This window comes from Rhodanobacter lycopersici, assembly GCF_040812335.1.
Classification (GTDB): Bacteria; Pseudomonadota; Gammaproteobacteria; order Xanthomonadales; family Rhodanobacteraceae; genus Rhodanobacter_A; species Rhodanobacter_A lycopersici.
In genome coordinates, this window is sequence record NZ_JBFOHK010000005.1 from 248,608 (window position 1) to 269,646 (window position 21,039).

22 protein-coding genes are annotated in these 21,039 nt (G+C 68.5%); 15 read left to right on the plus strand and 7 right to left on the minus strand.

What is annotated here, in order from left to right:
• Positions 1-44: 44 nt before the first annotated feature.
• The 6 genes from ABQJ54_RS17120 to rph form a co-directional block, all read right to left on the minus strand.
• A complete protein-coding gene (locus tag ABQJ54_RS17120; protein WP_367855533.1) occupies positions 45-374 on the minus strand; it encodes a PilZ domain-containing protein in 330 nt (109 codons plus the stop codon).
• Positions 371-2,782 carry a DUF1631 family protein gene (locus ABQJ54_RS17125; protein WP_367855534.1) on the minus strand — a complete coding sequence of 804 codons (2,412 nt, stop codon included), beginning with the start codon at positions 2,780-2,782 and terminating at the stop codon, positions 371-373. Before ABQJ54_RS17125 ends, ABQJ54_RS17120 begins: the two co-directional genes overlap by 4 nt.
• A gap of 75 nt (positions 2,783-2,857) precedes the next feature.
• Entirely contained in the window at positions 2,858-4,024 is a 1,167-nt protein-coding gene (gene hemW / locus ABQJ54_RS17130) for a radical SAM family heme chaperone HemW (RefSeq protein ID WP_367855535.1), read from the minus strand.
• On the minus strand, positions 4,021-4,620 hold the full coding sequence (gene rdgB / locus ABQJ54_RS17135; RefSeq protein ID WP_367855536.1) for an RdgB/HAM1 family non-canonical purine NTP pyrophosphatase: 600 nt from the start codon (positions 4,618-4,620) through the stop codon (positions 4,021-4,023). Before rdgB ends, hemW begins: the two co-directional genes overlap by 4 nt.
• A complete protein-coding gene (locus ABQJ54_RS17140; protein WP_367855537.1) occupies positions 4,617-5,006 on the minus strand; it encodes a VOC family protein in 390 nt (129 codons plus the stop codon). The genes rdgB and ABQJ54_RS17140 overlap by 4 nt, the downstream gene beginning before the upstream one ends.
• A gap of 22 nt (positions 5,007-5,028) precedes the next feature.
• Positions 5,029-5,769, minus strand: coding sequence for a ribonuclease PH (gene rph, locus ABQJ54_RS17145; RefSeq protein ID WP_367855538.1), 741 nt, complete (start codon positions 5,767-5,769; stop codon positions 5,029-5,031).
• A gap of 70 nt (positions 5,770-5,839) precedes the next feature.
• Between rph and ABQJ54_RS17150 the strand changes: the two genes are divergently transcribed.
• The 7 genes from ABQJ54_RS17150 to ABQJ54_RS17180 all read left to right on the plus strand — a co-directional run bounded on the left by ABQJ54_RS17150 (position 5,840) and on the right by ABQJ54_RS17180 (position 11,128).
• Entirely contained in the window at positions 5,840-6,697 is an 858-nt protein-coding gene (locus ABQJ54_RS17150; protein ID WP_367855539.1) for a YicC/YloC family endoribonuclease, read from the plus strand.
• Between the two features lie 78 nt (positions 6,698-6,775).
• Entirely contained in the window at positions 6,776-7,396 is a 621-nt protein-coding gene (gmk, locus tag ABQJ54_RS17155; protein WP_367855540.1) for a guanylate kinase, read from the plus strand.
• 69 nt (positions 7,397-7,465) lie between these two features.
• On the plus strand, positions 7,466-8,293 hold the full coding sequence (locus ABQJ54_RS17160) for an ABC transporter ATP-binding protein (RefSeq protein ID WP_367855541.1): 828 nt from the start codon (positions 7,466-7,468) through the stop codon (positions 8,291-8,293).
• Complete coding sequence (gene mlaE / locus ABQJ54_RS17165) at positions 8,290-9,063, plus strand: lipid asymmetry maintenance ABC transporter permease subunit MlaE (protein ID WP_367855542.1); 774 nt, start codon at positions 8,290-8,292, stop codon at positions 9,061-9,063. Before ABQJ54_RS17160 ends, mlaE begins: the two co-directional genes overlap by 4 nt.
• Positions 9,064-9,242: 179 nt before the next feature.
• Positions 9,243-10,115, plus strand: a complete 873-nt coding sequence (gene mlaD / locus ABQJ54_RS17170) for an outer membrane lipid asymmetry maintenance protein MlaD (protein ID WP_367855543.1) — start codon at positions 9,243-9,245, stop codon at positions 10,113-10,115.
• A gap of 37 nt (positions 10,116-10,152) precedes the next feature.
• On the plus strand, positions 10,153-10,830 hold the full coding sequence (locus ABQJ54_RS17175) for an MlaC/ttg2D family ABC transporter substrate-binding protein (protein WP_367855544.1): 678 nt from the start codon (positions 10,153-10,155) through the stop codon (positions 10,828-10,830).
• Positions 10,820-11,128 carry an STAS domain-containing protein gene (locus ABQJ54_RS17180; protein ID WP_367855545.1) on the plus strand — a complete coding sequence of 103 codons (309 nt, stop codon included), beginning with the start codon at positions 10,820-10,822 and terminating at the stop codon, positions 11,126-11,128. Before ABQJ54_RS17175 ends, ABQJ54_RS17180 begins: the two co-directional genes overlap by 11 nt.
• A gap of 71 nt (positions 11,129-11,199) precedes the next feature.
• Here the strand turns inward: ABQJ54_RS17180 and ABQJ54_RS17185 are convergent, their stop codons facing one another.
• Positions 11,200-12,039: an MlaA family lipoprotein gene (locus tag ABQJ54_RS17185; protein WP_367855678.1), complete on the minus strand. Its 840-nt coding sequence runs from the start codon at positions 12,037-12,039 to the stop codon at positions 11,200-11,202.
• Between the two features lie 213 nt (positions 12,040-12,252).
• On the opposite strand from ABQJ54_RS17185, the gene rpoZ reads away from it, so the two are divergent.
• The 8 genes from rpoZ to ABQJ54_RS17225 all read left to right on the plus strand — a co-directional run bounded on the left by rpoZ (position 12,253) and on the right by ABQJ54_RS17225 (position 21,032).
• On the plus strand, positions 12,253-12,543 hold the full coding sequence (gene rpoZ, locus ABQJ54_RS17190) for a DNA-directed RNA polymerase subunit omega (RefSeq protein ID WP_077484992.1): 291 nt from the start codon (positions 12,253-12,255) through the stop codon (positions 12,541-12,543).
• 127 nt (positions 12,544-12,670) lie between these two features.
• Positions 12,671-14,839: a RelA/SpoT family protein gene (locus ABQJ54_RS17195; RefSeq protein ID WP_367855546.1), complete on the plus strand. Its 2,169-nt coding sequence runs from the start codon at positions 12,671-12,673 to the stop codon at positions 14,837-14,839.
• 10 nt (positions 14,840-14,849) lie between these two features.
• A complete protein-coding gene (locus ABQJ54_RS17200) occupies positions 14,850-15,389 on the plus strand; it encodes an isochorismatase family protein (protein ID WP_367855547.1) in 540 nt (179 codons plus the stop codon).
• Positions 15,390-15,456: 67 nt separating this feature from the next.
• Positions 15,457-15,843 (plus strand): RidA family protein, encoded by a 387-nt coding sequence (locus ABQJ54_RS17205; RefSeq protein ID WP_367855548.1) that lies wholly within the window; start codon positions 15,457-15,459, stop codon positions 15,841-15,843.
• A gap of 16 nt (positions 15,844-15,859) precedes the next feature.
• Positions 15,860-17,962, plus strand: a complete 2,103-nt coding sequence (gene recG, locus ABQJ54_RS17210) for an ATP-dependent DNA helicase RecG (protein ID WP_367855549.1) — start codon at positions 15,860-15,862, stop codon at positions 17,960-17,962.
• Positions 17,963-18,018: 56 nt separating this feature from the next.
• On the plus strand, positions 18,019-18,951 hold the full coding sequence (locus ABQJ54_RS17215) for a nucleoside hydrolase (protein ID WP_367855550.1): 933 nt from the start codon (positions 18,019-18,021) through the stop codon (positions 18,949-18,951).
• A gap of 80 nt (positions 18,952-19,031) precedes the next feature.
• On the plus strand, positions 19,032-19,277 hold the full coding sequence (locus ABQJ54_RS17220; protein WP_367855551.1) for a type B 50S ribosomal protein L31: 246 nt from the start codon (positions 19,032-19,034) through the stop codon (positions 19,275-19,277).
• A 459-nt stretch (positions 19,278-19,736) separates the two neighbouring features.
• Positions 19,737-21,032, plus strand: coding sequence for a citrate synthase (locus tag ABQJ54_RS17225; RefSeq protein ID WP_367855552.1), 1,296 nt, complete (start codon positions 19,737-19,739; stop codon positions 21,030-21,032).
• Positions 21,033-21,039: the final 7 nt, after the last annotated feature.

A 21,039-nucleotide genomic window follows, 5' to 3' on the forward strand; every position in this document is an offset into this window, starting at 1 on the left:
AGCGCGTGGCGACCGGGCGGCCCGGCGGGGAATGCGCGTGGCGCTCAGGTCTGCCGCAACCAGCGCTCCAGCAGCTCGCCGTGGGCATGGCCGATCGCGATGATGCGGTAGCCGGCCCAGTACTGGCCGGGACTGGCCGCTGGTTCGTGCCACTGCTCCTGCAGGCCGAGTTCGATGCTGCCGCCGACGTCCGGCAGCGGCAGGCGCACCTGGTAGATGCCTTCGCTGCGCGGTTCGCGGCCGCCGATCAGCAGCAGGCCACTGGCCGACAGGTTGCACAGGTGGCCGAGCGGCTGCTCGGCGATGGTGTCGATCGCCACGATGCCGGCATCGACCGGCTTGCGTGGCGCACGGCGTTGCTCGCGCGTGCTCATGGACGGGCTCCGGGCGCAGGCGGCGCGTCGTTGTGCAGCAGGTTGCCGGTGAGTGCGTGCCAGGCGCGGTCGAGCAGGCCGTCGCGCTGCGGCGGCAGCTCGCGCACCTGGCCGGCGGCCATCGCGCGGGCCAGCTCGCGCAGGTTCAGCTCCTCGCCGCGCTGGCCACGACGGGTGACGAACAGGCTGTTGCCGGTGACCGGCGAGAACCAGGCCAGCTTGCGCCGGGTGATTTCGCCCGTGGCCGCGTCGGTGAACTCGAACCAGCTGCCATAGGGCAGCTGGCGCAGGCGATTGTGGATGCGCGCCTCCTGCGGACCCAGCGGTGGCTCGGTGTCGTCGGTCGCCGTCGCCGCCCTGGCATGCGGCGACTCGCCCAGCCGCTGGCGCTGCTTCAGCCGCAGCGCGAGATCGGTGGCGCTGGGCAGGTCGGGGGCGGGTGTCGCCGGGACGGGGGCGGCGGACGGAGCGGCCACGGTCGCCGCGGGTGCGGCAGCGGGAGCGGCGGGTCGGGTCTCCGTGGCGTGGGCGATGGCAGCCTGTGGTGCAGGCGCTGCGGTGGCAGGCGCTGCCGGTTCCACGGCGGCCGGTGCCGGAGGCATGGGCAGTGGCGTCACCGCGGCGGCAACCGGGGGAGCCGGTTCCTTGCCGATCAGGCGCAGTGCCACCTGGCTGGCTTCCTCGGCATGCATGCCGATCTGCTGCAGGCCGGCCTGCACCTCGCGGCGCAGCAGGTCGGTGTCGTCCACCGGCAGGCTGCCCAGCAGCTGGTCGGTGACGCGCAGGCGCTGCGCGAAAGCGGGGCTTTCCTCGCCGTGCTGCAACAGGGTGAGCGCCATCACGTCGGCCCAGGCGCGGTCGAGCAGGGCGCGCAGCAGGCCGCGCGGCGGATTCGCGGCGAAGCGCTCGGCCAGCAGCTCGCCAGCGCGATGACGGGCCAGGTCCAGCCGCTCGCGACCCTGCATCGCCTCGACGTGGCGGCGCTCGGCGGCCTGCGCGCGACGACTCAGCTGGCCGAGATGATGCTCGATGTCAGCCAGCAGGCTGGTGTAGAGACCGGCGCTGGGCGGCTCGTGCCGGGCGCGTTCGACCAGCTGGTTCAGCCGTGTGGTGAGCTGATGGTCGGCCTCGCCGTCAGGGCCGTCCAGCCAGTCGTTGGCGGCCTCGGCCACGGCACCGAGCAGGCGCCGCGCGGGATGTTCGCGCTGGTCGAAGAAGTCGCGGTCGGTGACGGCGAGACGCAGCATCGGCAACTGCAGGTCGTCAAGCACGGAGCGGGCGTGCGGGCCGTGGTGCAATTGCCGGCCGATCTGCTCGAACAGCATCGCCACCAGTTCCACCGTGTCGTCCTGCTCGGCACTGAGCCGCGTGGGCGCGGCACCTTCCGGCTTGTCGGCGTTGAGCTGCAGCAGCAGTTCGTCGCGCAGGCGCTGGGCGCTGCGCAGTTCGCGGCTGGCCTGGTCGGTGACCTGGGCCAGGTGCTGCTGCAGGGCGCCCAGCGCGGTCTGCAGTTCGTCCGGCGTGGCTGCCCGCCCCAGGGCGGCGGTGCCGCTCACGCCGACGCGGCGCTGGGCGAGCAGGTCGCGCAGGGTTTCCAGCACGGTGATCGGCGCCTGCGGCGCGCCGGCTGCCGCGGCGGCCTCGGGAGATGAGGCGGCGGCGGATGGCGTCTCGCCGGCAACAGCGGCGCGTGCGGCGGGTACGGCGCGCGGCGGTGCATATGGGCGCAACTGCGGCAGCAGGCCGTCGCCCAGCAATTGCGCGTTGACGACTTCGTAGAGCGGTCCTGCCGCCACGATCACCGCCTGCTCGAAACTTTGCAGCAGCAGCAGCTGGTGTTCGGGTGGCAGGTCCATGGTGGCGATGGCGGCGCGCATCGCTCCGGCCAGGCCGGCCGGTGCGATCGGCAGCGCCGCTCCTTCCAGCGGCGCGGCGCCGACCAGCACGGCGAAACGGTAGGCGAGTTCGGTCAGTGGCAGGCTGTGGTGTGCCTCGCCGCGCGAGGCGACCTTGTCCAGAGCGGCGGTCAGCTCGTGTTCGCCGCGTTCGAGCAGGCTCAGCGGCTGGTGCGCGAGCGATTCGTCCGCGGTTTCACCGGTCTCGCCCAGGCGCGCGAAGCCGTTGCGCAGATGGTCGGCGTAGGCCTGCATGAAGGCTGCGCGCTGCAGTTGCAGCAGCGCGCGGCTGTCGAAGCAGTGTTGCTGTTCGAGATGGCTGCGCGAGCGTTCGGCCTGCAGGTACAGCTCGTGGTCGAAGTGGTCCAGGCATCGCTGCAGCGCCGGCTCCAGCCATTGCGCGCACAACGGACCGATCACGCCGAGCAGGCGCTGCGTGCGCGCCGGCCAGCGGCCGCGTGTGCGGCCGGCCGTGGCGGTGTTCGAGTGCCGTTGCAGGTGCTCGGCATCCATGACGCGCTTCCGTCGATTCCCCTGGGAGAAAGTGTAGGCGGGTTGCGGCGGGGCCGCTACGGCCGGCGGCGCCGGTCAGTCGAGAAAGCTTGCGATCACGTCGTTGAGGAAACGCTGTCCCAGCGCGGTGGTACGCAGCCGCTGCGGATCGTCGAGCAGCCAGCCGCGGCGGCGCGCCTCGGCCAGCGGGGTGGCGATGCGTTCCGCCGGCAGGCCGGTACGGGTGCTGAAGTCGGCCAGCGGCACGCCGTCGATCAGGCGCAGCGCATTGAGCATGTATTCGAACGGCAGCTCGCCGGCGCCCACGATGTTGTCGCCGCCGATGCGCGCCGCGCCACCGGCGGCTTCCATCCAGGCCCGCGGATGGCGGGTCTTCCAGCGCCGGCGCACCTGGCCGGTGGCCGCGTCGCTGAGCTTGCCGTGGGCGCCGGCGCCGATGCCGAGGTAGTCGCCGAAGCGCCAGTAGTTGAGGTTGTGCGCGCAGCGCCGGTCCGCCTGCGCGTAGGCGGAAATCTCGTACTGGCCGTAGCCGGCTTCGGCCAGCCGTGCCTCGCAGGCTTCCTGCATCGCCCAGGCGTGGTCGTCGTCGGGCAGCGGCGGCGGGTTGGCGGCGAACGCGGTGTTCGGCTCCAGCGTGAGCTGGTAGTGCGAGATGTGCGCGGGCGACAGCGTGATGGCACGCTCGACGTCGGCCAGTGCACCGTCGAGATCCTGTGCCGGCAGCGCGTACATCAGGTCGAGGTTGATGTTGGCGTAGCCGGCGTCCTGCGCCGACTTCACCGCCGCCTCCGCCTCCGCGGCGGAATGGATGCGGCCAAGTCGTTGCAGCTTGTCGTCGTCGAAGCTCTGGATGCCGAAGGAGAGCCGATTCACGCCGGCGGCGAGGTAGTCGTCGAAGCGGCCGTGCTCGACGGTGCCCGGATTGGTCTCCAGGGTGACTTCGCAGTCGCTTGTGAATGGCAGCCGCGTGCGGGCGCCGTCGAGGAAGCGCGCGACCAGCTCTGGCGCGAACAGGCTGGGGGTGCCGCCGCCGAAGAACACGCTGACAATCCCGCGGCCGGGTACGGCGCTGCCGAAGTCGCGCAGGTCGGCGTCGAGGTCGGCCAGCAGCAGGTCCACGTACTCGGCGTAGGGCGGCGGCGCACCGCGCAGGCCATGCGAGTTGAAGTCGCAGTACGGGCACTTCTTCACGCACCACGGCATGTGGACGTAGAGCGCCAGCGGTGGTGCGACGAGGCTCATTCCGGATGCAGTTCGCGCAGTCGCTCGTGCAACAGGACCAGCGCCTGGCCACGGTGGCTGAGGCGGTTCTTCAGTGCGTCGTCCATCTCGGCCACGCTCTGCATGTAGCCGTCCGGCAGGAACACCGGGTTGTAGCCGAAGCCGCCGGTGCCGCGGCCTTCGGTGAGGATGCGCCCGTGCCAGCGGGCTTCCGCGATCAGCGGGGCAGGGTCCTCGGCATGGCACAGCAGCACCAGCACGCAGATGAAGAAGGCGCCGCGCCGTTCCTCCGGCACACCTTCCAGCGCGTGCAGCAGCTTGGCATTGTTGGCTGCGGCGTCGCCGTGGCCGCCGCTGTAGCGCGCCGAATAAAGGCCGGGCGCGCCGTCGAGATGGTCCACGCACAGGCCGGAGTCGTCGGCCAGCGCGGGCAGGCCGGTGGCGCGCGCGGCATGGCGTGCCTTGAGCAGCGCGTTCTCGACGAAGGTGAGGCCGGTTTCCTCGACGTCGTCCACGCCGAGGCTGGCCTGCGGCACGACCTCGTATCCGCTGTCGGCAAGCAGGGCGCCGAATTCCCTGAGCTTGCCGGGGTTGCCGCTGGCGAGAACTAGTTTCATGGCTTCAGTTGCAACAGGTCCCAGCGATTGCCGTAGATATCCTCGAAGACTGCAACGGTGCCGTAGTCTTCGTGGCGCGGAGCTTCGGCAAAACGCACGCCGCGCGCTTTCATCGCGGCGAAGTCATGGTCGAAGTCGTCGGTGTGGAGGAAGAATCCCACGCGCCCGCCGGTCTGGTTGCCGATGCGCGTGCCTTGGAGGTCATTCGCCGCCTGCGCCAGCAGGATGCCGGTTGCGGCACCGCGCGGCGCCACGAGTACCCAGCGCTTGCCGCTTCCGCGCGGCGAATCCTCGCGCAACTCGAAGCCGAGCACGCGGGTGTAGTACGCGATCGCTTCGTCGTAATTCGCCACGACGAGCGCGAAGCTGGCGATGTACTGGGCCATGGGTGCGTGACCGTGCGGGAGGTCAGAGCGCCAGCGCCGCGCGCTGCGCGGCGACCAGCTCGCCGATGCCTTTCTCGGCCAGCGCCAGCAGCGCGTCCATTTCGTCGCGACGGAAGGCGTGACCTTCGGCGGTGCCCTGCACCTCGATGAAGCCGCCACCGTCGTTCATCACCACGTTCATGTCGGTGTCGCAGTCCGAATCCTCGGCATAGTCCAGGTCGAGCACGGGTTCGCCCTTGTAGATGCCCACCGAGACCGCGGCTACCGCGCCCACGATCGGGCTGCGCTTGAGGTTCTCGCGCTGCATCAGCGCATTCACCGCGTCGACCAGGGCCACGTAGGCACCGGTGATCGCGGCGGTGCGGGTGCCGCCATCGGCCTGGATCACGTCGCAGTCCAGCGTGACCACGCGCTCGCCCAGCGCCTGGCGGTTGACGCAGGCGCGCAGGCTGCGGCCGATCAGGCGCTGGATCTCCATGGTGCGGCCGCCCTGGCCGCCGCGTGCGGCCTCGCGCTGCATGCGGGTGTGGGTGGCGCGCGGCAGCATGCCGTACTCGGCGGTGACCCAGCCCTCGCCCTTGCCGCGCAGCCACGGCGGCACGCGATCCTCGATGCTGGCGGTGCACAGCACGCGGGTGTCGCCGAAGCTCACCAGTACCGAGCCCTCGGCGTGGCGGGTGTAATGGCGTTCGATGGTGACGGCGCGCAACTGGTCGCTGGCGCGGCCGCTGGGGCGGCCGCCTGGATGGGATGGCTGGTTCATGGGAGCGGTTGGGCAAGGCTGGGTAGGAAAGTTTACCATTGCAACCTTTCCCGCCGTCCGCAGGCCGCCGATGATCCGCAGCATGACCGCCTATGCCTCCGCCGAAACCGGCGGCTCTGCCGGCACGCTGAGTTGCGAGCTGCGCACGGTCAATCATCGTTACCTGGAACTCTCCCCGCGCCTGCCGGACGAGCTGCGCAGCCTGGAGTCCCAGTTGCGCGAGCGCATCGCGGCACGGCTCTCGCGCGGCAAGGTGGACATCACCGTGCGCAGCAGCGAGTCGCGCAGCGAATCGCTGCAGGTCAACAACGCGCTGCTGTCCCGCCTGTCCGAATTGAACCTGGACATGCAGTCGCGATTTCCCGGCATGCAGCTGCAGTTCACCGAGCTGCTGCGTTTCCCGGGCGTGCTGCAGCAGGAAGCGGCCGATCCCGAGGCGCGGCAGGCCGCGCTGTTCGAGGTGCTGGACCGAGCGCTGGACGCGCTCACGGCCACCCGCGAACGTGAGGGCGCGAAGCTGGGTCAGATCCTGCGTGAGCGACTGGACGCGATCGAACGCATCGTGGCCCAGGTGCGCGAGTGGATGCCGGAGATCCGCGCTGCGTTGCGCACCCGGCTGGAGACGCGGCTGGCGGATCTCAGGCAGCCTGCCGACCCCGGCCGGCTGGAACAGGAGCTGGTGCTGCAGATCACCCGCAGCGACGTGGACGAGGAGCTGGACCGCCTCAGCACCCATATCGCCGAGACGCGTCGCGTGCTGGGCCTGCAGGAACCGGTGGGCCGCCGCCTCGACTTCCTGATGCAGGAGTTCAACCGCGAGGCGAACACGCTGGGTTCCAAGTCGGTGGATGCACGCAGCACCAATGCGGCGGTGGAGCTCAAGGTGCTGGTCGAGCAGATGCGCGAGCAGGTGCAGAACATTGAATGAGCGTGCCTGGCAAGTCCCGACCCCTCACCCCAACCCTCTCCCCAGAAGGGAGAGGGGGCGAACGCGCTGCGCAGCTCTATGAGTATTGAAGCAGGCACGCTGTTCGTGGTCGCCGCGCCCTCGGGCGCTGGCAAGTCCACCCTGGTCAACGCGCTGCTGGAGCGCGAGCCGGCGATCTCGCTGTCGGTGTCGCACACCACGCGGCCGCCGCGACCGGGCGAGCAGTACGGGCGGCATTACTACTTCGTGGAGCGGGCGGAATTCGAACGCGAGATCGCCGAGGGCATCTTTCTCGAGCACGCCGAGGTTCATGGCAACCTGTATGGCACCTCGCGCGACAAGGTCGGCACGTTGCTGGCGCAGGGGCGCGACGTGCTGCTGGAGATCGACTGGCAGGGCACGCAGCAGATCCGCGCGAGCAAGCCCGACTGCGTGAGCGTGTTCATCCTGCCGCCGTCGCGTGTCGAGCTGGAGCGCCGCCTGCGCGGCCGCGGCTCGGATGCGCCGGAGGTGATCGAGCGGCGCCTCGCCAATTCACGGGGCGAGATCGCCCATGCCCACGAGTTCGACTACATCATCGTCAACGACCGTTTCGAGGCAGCGCTGGACGAGTTGCAGGCCATCGTGCGCGCGGTGCGCCTGCGCAGTTCGCTGCAATGCCGCCGGCACGAAGCCTTGATCGCCGAGCTGCTGGCCTGAACGCCACACCGTGCCCGGAATGCTCCCCGGCTTGGCTGCCTTCCAACGCTCCGCTAACGTAGCCCGTCTATGAATGCCGCAGTCCCCTCCGACGACACGCTGATCCGCATCCGCGGCCTCACCACGGTGCTCAACGGCAAGAAGGTCTTCGACGCGCTGGATCTGGACATCCCGCGCGGCAAGGTCACCGCGATCATGGGGCCCAGCGGCACCGGCAAGACCACCCTGCTCAAGCACATCACCGGGCAGATGCGCGGCGATGCGGGCGAGGTCCGCGTGGACGGGCAGAACGTGCCGGAACTGGGCCGCGAAGCGCTGTACGCGCTGCGCGAGAAGATCGGCTACCTGTTCCAGAACTCGGCCCTGCTCACCGATTTTGACGTGTTCGAGAACGTGGCCTTCCCGCTGCGCCAGCACACCAGGTTGCCGGAAGTGCTGATCCGCAACCTGGTGCTGACCAAGCTGCAGGCGGTGGGCCTGCGCGGCGCGGCGCAGCTGATGCCCAGCGAGCTGTCCGGCGGCATGGCGCGGCGCGTGGCACTGGCGCGCGCGATCGTGTTCGACCCGATGCTGATCCTCTACGACGAGCCCTTCGTGGGCCTGGATCCGATCGCGCTGAACCAGGTGCTGAAGCTGATCCGCACGCTCAACGAGACGCTGGGCATCACCAGCGTGCTGGTAGCGCACGAGCTGGAGGCGATCAAGCAGGTCGCCGACCGCATCTACCTCATCGCGAACGGCAAGGTGGTGGCGCAGGGCGATCCGCGCACCATCGCGGACGACGGTTCGCCGTGGACGCGACAGTTCTTCGGCGGCGAGGCGGACGGTCCGGTGCCGTTCCAGTATCCGGCCGGCGACTACGCCGAGGCGCTGGGTTTCCCGCGGGGTGGCGCATGAACGCACGCATCGGGCGCGACAACGTGGTGACCCAGGCGCTGGGCCAGATCGGCGATTGCGGGCTGTTCCTGCTGCAGATCCTCGCGGCGGTCCCGCGCAGCCTGCGCCATGCGCGCGAGACGGTGCGCCAGCTGTGGTTCGTGGGCGCGATGAGCCTCACCATCATCATGGTCTGCGGCCTGTTCGTGGGCATGGTGCTGGCGCTGCAGCTCTACCACGTGCTGTCGATCTTCGGCGGCACCGCGGCCACCGGCACGGTGGTGGCGATCTCGATCTACCGCGAACTCGGCCCGGTGGTCACCGCGCTGCTGTTCGCCGGCCGCGCCGGCACCGCGATCACCGCCGAGATCGGCCTGATGCGCGCCACCGACCAGATCGCCGCGATGGAGCTGATGGCGGTCGATCCGCTGGCCTACGTGGCGGCGCCGCGCTTCCTGGCCGGGCTGATCGCGATGCCGCTGCTGTGCTGCGTGTTCTGCGCGCTGGGCATCTTCGGCGGCCACCTGGTCGGCGTGAGTTGGCTGGGCATCGACAACGGCACGTTCTGGTCGAACATGACCGCCACTGTCGACGTGTGGCAGGACATCGTCAGCGGCGTGATCTGGAAGAGCCTGGCGTTCGGCGCCGTGGTGGCGCTGATCGCGGTGTTCCAGGGCTATACCGCGCCACCCACCAGCGAGGGCGTGGCCTACGCCACCACCCGCACCGTGGTCGCCTCGTCCATCGCCATCCTGGCGCTGGACTTCGTGCTGACCGCGTTCCTGATGTGACGCCATGACGACGCGTGGAAGCATCGTAGTGCCCGCGGCACATGGATGTGCCGCCCGCGATCAAGCACGTGAGTGCTTGATCGCGGAGCCAAGCCCGGACATGCGCCGGGCTTGGCGACTCGAAAAGCCGCCAGGAAGGCGGATTTTCGAGATTCCAGAAAACCTTCGAGGATGTCGCCGTGAGCCAGAGAAAATCCTATGCCGTCGGCACCGGCCTGTTCATCGTGCTCGGCTTTGCCGCGCTGGCCTATCTCGCCACTCAGACCAGCTCGGTGGCGAACCGCCACCAGGGCGCCAGCTACACCGTCGACGCGCAGTTCGAGAACATCGGCCAGCTGAAGGAGCGTGCTCCGGTGAAGATCGCCGGCGTGCGCGTGGGCCAGGTGCAGTCGATCGCGCTGGAGTCGGGCAAGTCGGTGGCTGACGTGAAGCTGTCGATCGACAGGCGCTACGACACTATACCCGCCGATTCGGTGGCGACCGTATTCACCAGCGGCCTGCTCGGCGACCAGTACGTGGGCATCGAGTACGGCCACGCGAAGAAGTACGTCGCCGACGGCGGCAAGCTGGCATTGACCCGATCCAGCGAGCCGCTGGAGGAGATGCTGGGCAAGTTCTTCGGTGCCGGCGGCGCGGCCGACAACATCGGCGGCACCTACCAGGTGACCGCGCGCTTCAGCAACGTGGGCACGCTGTCGGCGGGCGCGCCGGTGAAGATGGCGGGCGTGGCGATCGGCCAGGTGGCTTCGGTGCAGGCCGACCCGGCCAAGCTGGACGCGCTGGTGACGCTGGCGATCGACAACAAGTACAACCAGATCCCTGACGATTCCTCCGCTGCGGTGTTCACCAGCGGTTTGATCGGCAGCCAGTACGTTGCGATCCAGCCCGGCGGTTCGCCGGACATGCTGAAGAACGGCGACGAGATGATCCTGACCCAGTCGGCGATGCAGCTGGAAGACCTGATCGGCAAGTTCCTGGTCAACGGTTCCGGTAGCAACGACAACAACAAGAAGGATTCCGGCTCGTCCACCACCCCCGCCGGCAAGCACTGAAGCCGGCGTCCCGCACAGTTTGCACAGGAGTTTCCGCATGATGCGTCATCTGGCTCTCGCCATCGCCCTGGCCTTCGGTGGCGCGCTCGTCGCGCCGGCCATGGCCCAGCAGTCTGCGGCCCAGCAGCCCGCCACCCAGCAGACCCCGGACCAGGTGGTGCAAGGCATCGCCAGGCAGCTCGACGCCGACGTGGCCGGGCACAAGGCCGAGCTGCAGAAGAACCGCGAGAAGCTGATCGGCATCATCAACCAGGTATTCCTGCCGCACTTCGACGTGGACTACGCGGCGATCCTGGTGCTTGGCCAGCATGCGCGGGAAGCCTCGCCCGAGCAGCGCGCGCAGTTTGCCAAGGCGTTCTACAACTCGATCACCCGCCGCTACGCCGAAGGTCTGCTCGACTACACCAACGGCGCGGTGAAGGTGCTGCCGTCCGCCGGCGACCTCAACGACAAGCGCACGGTGGTGCGCACCCAGGTGGCCACCGGCGACGGCAAGACCGTGTCGGTGGACTTCGCGTTCCGCAAGACCGCCAGCGGCGAATGGAAGGCCTACGACGTGATCATCGAAGGCATTTCCTACATCACCAACTACCGCAACCAGGTCGACGCGGAGATCCGCAAGGTGGGCCTCGATCAATTGATCAAGAACCTGCAGAGCCAGGGCGATCAGGCGCTGAAGGAGATGGAACAGGGCGGCAAGGCCAATGGCGGCTGAAAGCGGCTTCCGGCTGGACCGTAGTGAACCGGGCACGCTGGCCGTGTCCGGCACGCTGGGCTTCGCCACTGCGACTGAAGCATTGCGTGTCTTGAACGAGGCATTGCGGGCAGGCGGTCGCGCGCGGATCGATCTTGCCGGAGTGCGTTCCTGCGACAGCGCCGGGCTGGCCTGCGTGCTTGCCGTACTGGCCGCGGCGGGCGAACGCGGCCAGACCGTGAGCCTGCAGCATGTGCCGGACGGGCTGCGCACACTGGCCCGGGTCAGCGGCGTGGAGGCCTTGTTGCTGGCAGCCTGAAGCGGCAGGCATGGACACGCACACGAAAACGGGGCCAATGGCCCCGTTTTCGTGTGCGTAACGCGGGCGCCTCAATCCTTTGCCGGCGCCGGCTTCGACGTGGCGTGCTGCTGCTCCCATTGCTTCTGCTGCTCGAGCAGCTCGTCGGGGTCGAAGCCGGGCTGGTCGACACCCTGCATCTTCTCGATCACCTCGGCCGGCGGGTTGCCGTCGTACAGCATGTACAGCCGGCGCTGGCGATAGGCGTCGCGCAGGAAGGCGTAGGGGTCGTAGGCCGTCTGCAGGAAGCCTTCCGCATCGATCAGCTGCGAGCGCATCGATATCACGTACAGCACCTGCGGCAGGTAGTACTCGCCGAAGTTGAAGCCGTGGTTTTGCGCGATCAGGCTCAGCGGATCGAAGAAGTAGCCGTCCACCGGGTAGCGCCACATGTCGCGCACCGTGCTCGGGCCGAGCAGGGGCAGCATCACGAAGTCGCCATCGGGCACGCCCCAGCGCGCGAGGGTGATGCCGAAGTCCGTGGTTTGCAGCGGCAAGCCCATTTTGGTGGCAGGGTCGAACAGGCCCCCCACGCCGATGGTGAGATTGATGAAGAAGCGTCCGGTGTTGCCCAGCGCCTGTGAGGGTCGCGCCTGCAACAGGTTGTTGGCCACCGTGACCGGCAGCTCGATGTTGGTGAAGAAGTTGTTCACCGAGCGCCGCATGCCCGGCGTGGTCACCTTGCGATAACCCACGGCGGCGGGACGCAGCACCGCCTTGTCCAGGGTATCGTTGAACGCGTAGACCTTGCGGTTGACCTTCTGCAGCGGGTCGTCGGTGCGCGGCGGCGCGATGGCGCAACCCGCCAGCAGCACCGCGGCGAGCAGGGCCAGACCGCGGCGCGGCAGGAGGGATCGAAGCGGCGGAAACATCGGCATGGGGTCGCGGCCAGAGTGGGGACGTGGCTGGAGGCGCTGCAGCCTTAATAGTGTACTGTCTGGTTTTATATCCTGCACGCGTTTCGCTCCGCTTTCGCGTGCCGCTGGCGAAACCGCCCATGGTACGCGCGGCTCGCATTGCCAGGCCAGCGCCCGCTGCTCTACACTGGCAACCTGTATAAGTCTCTATTTCCCTGAGGATTTGGCATGGCACGCATTACCGTGGAGGACTGCCTCGAGGTGGTCGACAACCGATTCGAGCTGGTGTTGATGGCGACCAAGCGCGCCCGTCAGCTCGCCAAGGGTGCCGAACCGGCGGTCAACCCCGATAACGACAAGCCCTCCGTGCTGGCGCTGCGCGAGATCGCCGGTCGCCGCATCGACCAGGCCACCATCGACGAGATCGACAAGGCCGAGCGCGAGCGCGCCGAGCGCGAGGCGCTGGAATGGGCCGCCGCCGAGGTGGACGACGACCTGTCCAAGGTCGGCGACGATTGATGGAGGGCGGCTGTAGACCGCGCATGCATCGCATCGGGGCGGCCGATGCACTCGCACGCACGGCCGGCCGCGTTCCGCCAAGCTCCCTGACACCGTCGCCGGCGCGCTACCGTCGGCGGGTCCAGCCATGACCGCCGCCGGCACGCCCGTTGCCATCGATCCCGTCGCGCTGCCGCCCTACGTGCTGGCGCTGAAGGACCAGCTCGGCTATCTGCCGGCACCGCAACTCGAGCGCGTGCTGCGCGCATTCCAGGTCGGTGCGCAGGCGCACGAAGGCCAGACCCGCAAGAGCGGCGAGCCGTACATCACCCATCCGGTCGCCGTGGCCGGCATCCTCGCCGAACTGGGCATGGATGCCGAGACCATCATCGCGGCGATCCTGCACGACACTCTGGAAGACACCGCGCTCAGCCGCAGCGCGCTGGCCGGCGAGTTCGGCGAGACCGTGGCCGAACTGGTCGACGGCGTCACCAAGCTGGACAAGATGCGCTTCGGCAGCCGCCAGGAGGCCGATGCGGAAAGCTTCCGCAAGATGCTGCTGGCGATGGCGCGCGACCTGCGCGTGATCCTGATCAAGCTGGCCGACCGCTTGCACAACATGCGCACGCTGGGCGCGAAGGACGCGCCCTCGCGCCGCCGCATCGCGCGCGAGACGCTGGAGATCTACGCGCCGATCGCCCAGCGCCTGGGCATGAACAAGATCAAGGCCGAGCTGCAGGACCTCGGCTTCCGCGCGCTGCATCCGGACCGCTACCGCGTCATCAGCGAGCGCATCCGCGCCGCGCTGGGCAACCGCCGCGAGGCGATGGGCCGGATCGAGACCGCGCTGTCGCAGCGGCTGAACGCCGAGCACCTGCCGGCGCGCGTGGTGGGACGCATCAAGTCGCCGTGGAGCATCTATTCGAAGATGCACAGCGAGCACAAGAGCTTCACCCAGCTGATGGACGTGTACGGCTTCCGCGTGGTGGTCGAGAGCGCGATGAACTGCTACATGGCGCTGGGCGTGGTGCACGGCCTGTACAAGCCGGTAGACCGGCGCTTCAAGGACTTCATCGCGATCCCCAAGGCGAACGGCTACCAGTCGCTGCACACCGTGCTGCTGGGCCCGTTCGGCGCGCCGATCGAGGTGCAGATCCGCACCGCCGAGATGGATTCGGTGGCCGAGCGCGGCGTGGCCGCGCACTGGGCCTACAAGACCGACTCCGGCCCCGCGAACAGCGCGCAGGCGCGGGCGCGCGAGTGGCTGTCGACGCTGGCCGACAACCAGATCAACACCGCGTCCTCCGCCGAGTTCATCGAGAACGTCAAGATCGACCTGTTCCCCGACGAGGTCTACCTGTTCACTCCGCGCGGCGACATCCTGTCGTTGCCGCGCAACGCCACCGCGCTGGACTTCGCCTATGCCGTGCACACCGACGTGGGCGACCACGCGGTGGCCGCGCGCGTGGACAAGAAGCTGCTGCCGCTGCGCACGCGGCTGGAATCCGGCCAGCTGGTGGAGATCATCACCGCGCCGTCGGCGGTGCCGAATCCGGCGTGGCTGGAATCGGTGGTCACCGGCAAGGCGCGCACCGCGATCCGCCAGTACCTGAAGCACCTGCAGCACGAAGATGCGGTGGACTTCGGCCATCGCATGCTCGACCGCGCGCTGGACGCGCGCGGCAGCAGCCTCGATGCGATCCCGTCCGAGGTGCTGGACCGCTTCCTGCACGAGGCCAGGCTGAAGCGGCTGGAGGAACTCCTGGCCGAGATCGCGCTGGGCAACCGCATGCCCGACGTGGTGGCGCGCCATCTGCTGGCGCTGCGCGACGGCCAGTCCGACGACATTGCGCCGGGCACCAGCCCGGTGCACGAGAAGATCCGCATCACCGGCGCCGAGCGCGGCGTGCTCAGTTTCGCCAACTGCTGCCACCCGTTGCCGGGCGACGCGATCATCGGCTACCTGTCGCCGGGCAAGGGCATCGTGGTGCATCGCGAGGAATGCCCGAACGTGGTCGAACTGCGCAAGTCGCCCGAACGCTGCGTGGCGATCGAGTGGGACCACGACGTGCAGGGCGACTATCGCGCCGAGCTGCGCATCGAGGTGATCAACCGCCCCGGCGTGCTTGCCACCATCGCCGCGGCGATCGCGGCGGCCGATTCCAACATCGACAACGTGGAATACGCCGAGCGCGACCTCGCCGCCGCCACCCTGCTGTTCGCCATCGAGGTGAAGAACCGCAAGCACCTCGCCGACGTGATCCGCCGCGTGCGCCGCACCGGCGTGGTGAGCGGCGTCTATCGCTATCCGCTGTGATCCGAAAACCGTGACGCATTCCGCCACTGCCGTGCTGATTATTGACCTGCAGCCCGGCGTGCTGGAGGGGTGCTTCGATGTTGCCGGTGTGGTCGCCCGTGCGGGAGCGCTCGTGACGCGGGCGCGCCATCAAGGCGTGCCGGTGGTATGGGTGCAGCATGAAGAAGCGGAAATGCCACACGGCAGTGCAGCATGGCAACTCATGCCGGGCCTCGTGCCGGCGCCGGGCGAAGCGATGATCCGCAAGACCTGCTGCGACGCCTTTGTCGGCACGTCGTTGCACGATGTGCTCGATGGCCTCGATGCGAAGCGGTTGGTGATCGCCGGCGCGCAGAGCGATTACTGCATCCGTGCCACGGTGCAGCGCGCGGTGACCGAAGGCTATTCCATCGTGCTGGCCAGCGATGCACACACCACGGCCGATGCCAGCTTCGGGGACGTGGCGATCAGTGGCGAACAGATCGTGGCGCATACCAATCGCTCCATTGGCGGCCTGGCATGCCCGGGCGTCACCGTCGAGCTTGCCACGCACGATGCCGTGGTGTTCTGAGAGACTGCGGCAAAGAGGCCTGCTCGTTTAGACTGGCGGGCCTGAACACAGCTGCGAGGTTTCCGCCATGTCGTCCCGCCAGATCATTGCCGTCGCCCAGGCACCTGCCGCGATCGGTCCGTATTCGCAGGCCGTGCGTGCCGGCGACACCGTGTACTTCTCCGGACAGATCCCGCTAGATCCCGCCACCGGCAACCTGGTCGATGGTGATATCGGCGCACAGACGCGGCGTGTGTTCGACAACCTCGTGGCGGTGGCGCAGGCGGCCGGCGGTTCGCTGGCACAGGTGGTGCGCGTGGGCATCTACGTCACCGACCTGGCGAACTTCGCCGCGGTGAACGCGGTGATGGCCGAATACTTCCAGCAGCCGTACCCCGCGCGTTCCACCATCGAAGTCTCGGCGCTGCCCAAGGGCGCGCAGGTGGAAGTCGACGCGGTCATGGTGCTGGGCTGATCCGTTCCGTCTGGCGATGAGCGTCGCCGCTGCTGCCAGCGATGCGGGTATGCAGCCCGTGGCCGTGCTGCCGGGCGTGGGCCCGGCACTGCAGGCCATGCTGCAGAAGCTGGGCCTGGAGCGCGTGCAGGACCTGTGGTTCCACCTGCCGCTGCGCTACGAGGATCGCACCCGCGTCACCGCGATCGCTGACCTGCGTCCCGGCCAGAGCGCGCAGGTGGTGGGCACGGTCGAGGCGGTCGAGCGCGGCTTCCGCTATCGCCCGCAGCTGAAGGTGGCGGTCGCCGACGACTCGCGGCAGGGCCTGCAGCTGCGCTTCTTCCATTTCAACCGCGCGCAGGCCGAACAGCTCGTGCCGGGCACGCGCCTGCTGTGCTTCGGTGAGGTGCGCCAGGCGGCGCAAGGCCTGGAGATGGTGCATCCGCAGTATCGCCGGCTCGGTGCCGGCGAGGCGGTGATGGTGGAGGACCGGTTGAGTCCGGTCTATCCGACCACCGAAGGGCTGGGTCAGAAACGGTTGGCAGGCGTGATCGCCAAGGCATTGGCGCTGCTGCCGCCGGAGCCGGCGCTGGAGTTGATCCCTCCCGATCTGTGCGCGGCGCACGGCCTCGCCTCCTTGCGCGAGGCGCTGCTCACCGTGCACCGGCCTGCACCCGATGCGCGGCTGGATCTGCTGCTGCATGGCCGGCATCCCGCACAGCAGCGACTGGCCTTCGAGGAACTGCTTACCCAGCATCTCAGCCTGAAGCGGATGCGCGCGGCGATGCAACGGCGCAAGTCGCCGCAGCTTGCCGTCGTCGGCACGCTGCGGCGGCAGCTGATCGGATCGCTGCCGTTCTCGCTCACCGCCGCGCAGCGACGCGTGGACGAGGAGGTGCGGCGCGATCTCGCCGAGGCGAAACCGATGCTGCGCCTGGTGCAAGGTGACGTGGGTTCGGGCAAGACCGTGGTCGCCGCGCTGGCTGCGCTGGCCGCTGTGGAATCGGGTTATCAGGTGGCGCTGATGGCACCCACCGAACTGCTTGCCGAGCAGCACCTGCGCAACTTCCGCCACTGGCTGGCACCCTTGGGTGTGGGAGTGGAATGGCTGGCCGGCAAGCAGCAGGGCAAGGCACGGCAGGCGGCGATGCGTCGCGTGGCCGAGGGGGCGCCGGTCACGGTGGGCACCCATGCGCTGATGCAGGAAGACGTGGGCTTCGCGCGGCTGGGTCTGGTGATCGTGGACGAGCAGCATCGCTTCGGCGTGCAGCAGCGCCTGGCGCTGCACGACAAGGGCATGGACGCGGAGCGCGGCGAGGTGCCACACCAGCTGGTGCTCACCGCCACGCCGATTCCGCGCACGCTGGCAATGAGCGCCTATGCCGACCTCGACGTCTCCGCTATCGACGAGCTGCCGCCCGGACGCATGCCGGTGCAGACGGTGGCGGTGTCCAATGCGCGCCGAGCCGAGGTGATCGAGCGTATCCGCGTGGCTTGCGCCGAGGGACGCCAGGCCTACTGGGTATGCACGTTGATCGAGGAGTCCGAGCAGTTGCGTGCGCAGGCCGCCGAAGTGGCGCATGCGGAGCTTTCCGCCGCGCTCGCCGATTGCAGGGTGGGCCTGATCCACGGTCGCCTGAAGCCGAAGGAAAAGCAGGCGGTGATGGACGCGTTCAAGGCCGGCGAGCTGGCCGTGCTGGTCGCCACCACGGTGATCGAGGTGGGTGTGGACGTGCCCAATGCCAGCTTGATGGTGATCGAGAATTCGGAGCGCCTCGGGCTGGCCCAGCTGCACCAGTTGCGTGGGCGCGTGGGGCGCGGCGCGGTGGCGTCGAATTGCGTGCTGCTGTACCAGCCGCCGCTGGGCCAGCTCGCGCGCGAGCGGCTGGAAGTGATGCGCGAGACGAATGACGGTTTCCGCATTGCCGAAAAAGATCTGGAGCTGCGCGGGCCCGGCGAGGTGCTGGGCACCCGCCAGACCGGCCAGCTCAGCTTCCGCATCGCCGACCTTTCGCGCGACGCCCACCTGCTGCCCGCCGTGCAGCAGGTGGGTGAGCGTCTGCTGGCCGAGCACCCGCGCGAGTCGGATCGCCTGATCGCGCGCTGGATCGGTGGCGCGGCGCGCTATGCGCGCGCGTGAGCGCGCGGGTCGCGTCCTGCGTTAAGCTCGACTGTTCGCATCCCGAACAGACACCCATGAGCAGACCGCAACTCCTGATCGACACCGACCCCGGCGTGGATGACGCGCTGGCCATCATGATGGCCAGCGCGCATGCCGATATTGCGGCCCTGAGCGTGGCCGCCGGCAACGTGGGTCTGGGCCACACCGTGCGCAATGCGCGCATCTTGCGCGACCTGCTGGGTGCCGCGTTTCCGGTATTTGCCGGCTGCGCCACGCCGCTGGTGCGCGCACCCGACGAGGATGCCGCCTTCGTGCACGGCATGGACGGCCTCGGCGACATCGGTTTCCCCGAGCCGGGCGCGGTGGCCGATACCGAGGCTGCCGCACTGGCGCTGCTCCGGCTCACCCGCGAGCGTCCCGGCGAACTGACCCTGGTGGCGTTGGCGCCGCTGACCAACCTCGCGCTGGCGTTGCGGCTCGACCCCACGCTGCCGCAGCGGGTGAAGCGCCTGGTGGTGATGGGTGGCGCGGTGACCGGGCACGGCAACACCGGCCGCATCCCGGCCGAATTCAACGTGGGTTTCGACCCCGAGGCCGCGCACGTGGTGTTCGAGGCGTTTCCCAGTTTCGACCTGGTCGATTGGGAGGCCACCCTGCGCCACGGTTTCGATGACGCCGAATTCGATGCCTGGCTGGCGGCAGGCGACCGGCGGGCGGAGTTCTTCGGCCAGGTGTTCCGCACCGCGCGCGACTACAACGCGAAGCACGACCGTCACGGCGTGGTCGCGGCGGACGCGCTGGCGATGGCGGTGGCGATCGATCCCACCATCGTGATCCGCAGCGAGACCCGTGCGGTGGCGGTGGAGCTGGACGGCCGTCTCGCCCGTGGCGCCACCGTGGTGGACTGGGCGAACCGGCTGGGCCGGCCCGCGCAGGCGCGCATCGTGCTGGAGGTGGACCAGGCCCGGTTCGCGGCGATGGTGCGCAAGGCGCTGGGAGCGGCATGACGCGCATCGGTGTCCGCGGTTGACGCATCGCCGCATCGCCCGCTACACTTATCCTCTTTTCACGTTGCATTGAGCCCGTCATGAAGCCCGATATCCATCCGAATTACCGCCCGGTGGTGTTCCAGGATCTGTCGTCCGACTTCGCGTTCCTGACGCGTTCGACGATCACCGCCAAAGACACCATCAAGTGGCAGGATGGCAACGAGTACCCGCTGATCAAGGTGGATATCTCCAGCCATTCGCACCCGTTCTACACCGGCAAGCAGAAGACGCTGGACGTCGGCGGCCGCGTGGACAAGTTCCGCAAGCGTTACGCGCAGAAATAAGCGCACGCCGCCGCCGCGCTGCGGCGGCACGATGGACCCGTGCACGGGGCAGGCCAGGGGCCTGCCCCGTGTGTTTTTGCGCCCGCCATCCCTGGCAGGCGCCCTTCGGGCCATCGCTGCGCGATGTCAAAAATCGCTCCATACGATTTTTTGCGCCCGTCATCCTTGGCAGGCACCCCTCGGGCCATCGCTGCGCAATGTCAAAATCGCTCCGTGCGATTTTTTGCGCCCATCATTCTTGGCCGGTGCCCTTCGGGCCGTCGCTGGCGCGATGTCAAAAGTCGCTCCAGGCGATTTTTGAGTCCGCCCTACGACCATCCGCGAACGCATGTCCGACCGGTCGATGTGCGATAATGCTTGGATCGCATCGAGGCTTTCCCCGGCACGATGCCCGTTTCCCCTCGCCAGCCTGCTGCCTCGCGGCTCCGGTCGGCGACGACCCACGCTAAGGAGGTTCCCGTGTCCGATCCCAAGACTGTCAAGCTGGTGGACGAGTCGACTCAGCGCAGCAGCACCATGCCGCTGGTCGCCGGAACCCTTGGTCCGGCCTGCATCGACATCAGCACGCTGTACAAGGACACCGGCCACTTCACCTACGACGTGGGCTACGGCAGCACCGCCAGCACCAAGAGCGCGATCACCTATATCGACGGCGACAAGGGCGTGCTGCTGTATCGCGGCTACCCGATCGAGCAACTGGCCGAGAAGTCGAGCTTCCTCGAAGTGGCCTACCTGCTGCTCAACGGCGAGCTGCCGAAGAAGGACGAGTTCGCCACGTTCGAGCATGACGTCTCGCATCACACGATGATGCACGAGTCGCTGAAGAACTTCTTCCAGGGCTTCCATCACGACGCGCATCCGATGGCGATGCTGGCTGCCGCGGTGGCCTCGTTGTCGGCGTTCTACCACGACGATCTCGACGTCGAGAATCCGGCCGACCGCAAGCTTGCCGCGATCCGCCTGATCGCGAAGATGCCGACGATCGCCGCGGCCTGCTACCGCTACTCGATCGGCTGGCCGTTCCGCTATCCGCGCAACAACCTCGAGTACGTCGACCGCTTCCTGCACATGATGTTCGAGGTGCCGAGCGAGCCGCTGCAGATGAGCCCGGTGGCGGCGAAGGCGCTGGACCTGCTGTTCATCCTGCACGCCGACCACGAGCAGAATGCCTCCACCTCGACCGTGCGCCTGGTCGGTTCCACCGGCGCCAACCCGTACGCCTCGGTGGCCGCGGGCATCACCGCGCTGTGGGGCCCCGCGCACGGCGGCGCCAACGAGGCGGTGCTCAAGCAGCTGCAGGAGATCGGCACGCCGGACAACGTCGAGTCGGCAGTGAAGCGCGCCAAGGACAAGAACGACAGCTTCCGCCTGATGGGCTTCGGCCACCGCGTTTACAAGAACTTCGACCCGCGCGCGAAGATCATCCGCGAGATGTGTCACAAGGTGCTGGCCGAGCTGGGCGTCAGCGACCCGCTGCTGGACGTGGCGATGAAGCTGGAGGAGGCGGCGCTGAAGGACGACTACTTCGTCGAGCGCAAGCTGTACCCGAACGTGGATTTCTATTCCGGCATCATCTACAAGGCGCTCGGCATTCCCACCGAGATGTTCACCGTGATGTTCGCGATCGCCCGCACCGCGGGCTGGATCTCGCACTGGATCGAGCAGCACGAAACCCCCGGGGCGCGCATCGGCCGTCCGCGCCAGATCTACACCGGGCATGATGTGCGCGACTACGTGGCGTCGGCCAAGCGCTGATCCCGGT

Bases quoted from the DNA above. Each gene is read 5' to 3' on its own strand.
- ABQJ54_RS17120 (WP_367855533.1), bottom strand. From the start codon at position 374: ATGAGCACGCGCGAGCAACGCCGTGCGCCACGCAAGCCGGTCGATGCC.
- ABQJ54_RS17125 (WP_367855534.1), bottom strand. From the start codon at position 2,782: ATGGATGCCGAGCACCTGCAACGGCACTCGAACACCGCCACGGCCGGC.
- hemW (WP_367855535.1), bottom strand. From the start codon at position 4,024: ATGAGCCTCGTCGCACCACCGCTGGCGCTCTACGTCCACATGCCGTGG.
- rdgB (WP_367855536.1), bottom strand. From the start codon at position 4,620: ATGAAACTAGTTCTCGCCAGCGGCAACCCCGGCAAGCTCAGGGAATTC.
- ABQJ54_RS17140 (WP_367855537.1), bottom strand. From the start codon at position 5,006: ATGGCCCAGTACATCGCCAGCTTCGCGCTCGTCGTGGCGAATTACGAC.
- rph (WP_367855538.1), bottom strand. From the start codon at position 5,769: ATGAACCAGCCATCCCATCCAGGCGGCCGCCCCAGCGGCCGCGCCAGC.
- ABQJ54_RS17150 (WP_367855539.1), top strand. From the start codon at position 5,840: ATGATCCGCAGCATGACCGCCTATGCCTCCGCCGAAACCGGCGGCTCT.
- gmk (WP_367855540.1), top strand. From the start codon at position 6,776: ATGAGTATTGAAGCAGGCACGCTGTTCGTGGTCGCCGCGCCCTCGGGC.
- ABQJ54_RS17160 (WP_367855541.1), top strand. From the start codon at position 7,466: ATGAATGCCGCAGTCCCCTCCGACGACACGCTGATCCGCATCCGCGGC.
- mlaE (WP_367855542.1), top strand. From the start codon at position 8,290: ATGAACGCACGCATCGGGCGCGACAACGTGGTGACCCAGGCGCTGGGC.
- ABQJ54_RS17175 (WP_367855544.1), top strand. From the start codon at position 10,153: ATGATGCGTCATCTGGCTCTCGCCATCGCCCTGGCCTTCGGTGGCGCG.
- ABQJ54_RS17180 (WP_367855545.1), top strand. From the start codon at position 10,820: ATGGCGGCTGAAAGCGGCTTCCGGCTGGACCGTAGTGAACCGGGCACG.
- ABQJ54_RS17185 (WP_367855678.1), bottom strand. From the start codon at position 12,039: ATGTTTCCGCCGCTTCGATCCCTCCTGCCGCGCCGCGGTCTGGCCCTG.
- rpoZ (WP_077484992.1), top strand. From the start codon at position 12,253: ATGGCACGCATTACCGTGGAGGACTGCCTCGAGGTGGTCGACAACCGA.
- ABQJ54_RS17195 (WP_367855546.1), top strand. From the start codon at position 12,671: ATGACCGCCGCCGGCACGCCCGTTGCCATCGATCCCGTCGCGCTGCCG.
- ABQJ54_RS17205 (WP_367855548.1), top strand. From the start codon at position 15,457: ATGTCGTCCCGCCAGATCATTGCCGTCGCCCAGGCACCTGCCGCGATC.
- recG (WP_367855549.1), top strand. From the start codon at position 15,860: ATGAGCGTCGCCGCTGCTGCCAGCGATGCGGGTATGCAGCCCGTGGCC.
- ABQJ54_RS17215 (WP_367855550.1), top strand. From the start codon at position 18,019: ATGAGCAGACCGCAACTCCTGATCGACACCGACCCCGGCGTGGATGAC.
- ABQJ54_RS17220 (WP_367855551.1), top strand. From the start codon at position 19,032: ATGAAGCCCGATATCCATCCGAATTACCGCCCGGTGGTGTTCCAGGAT.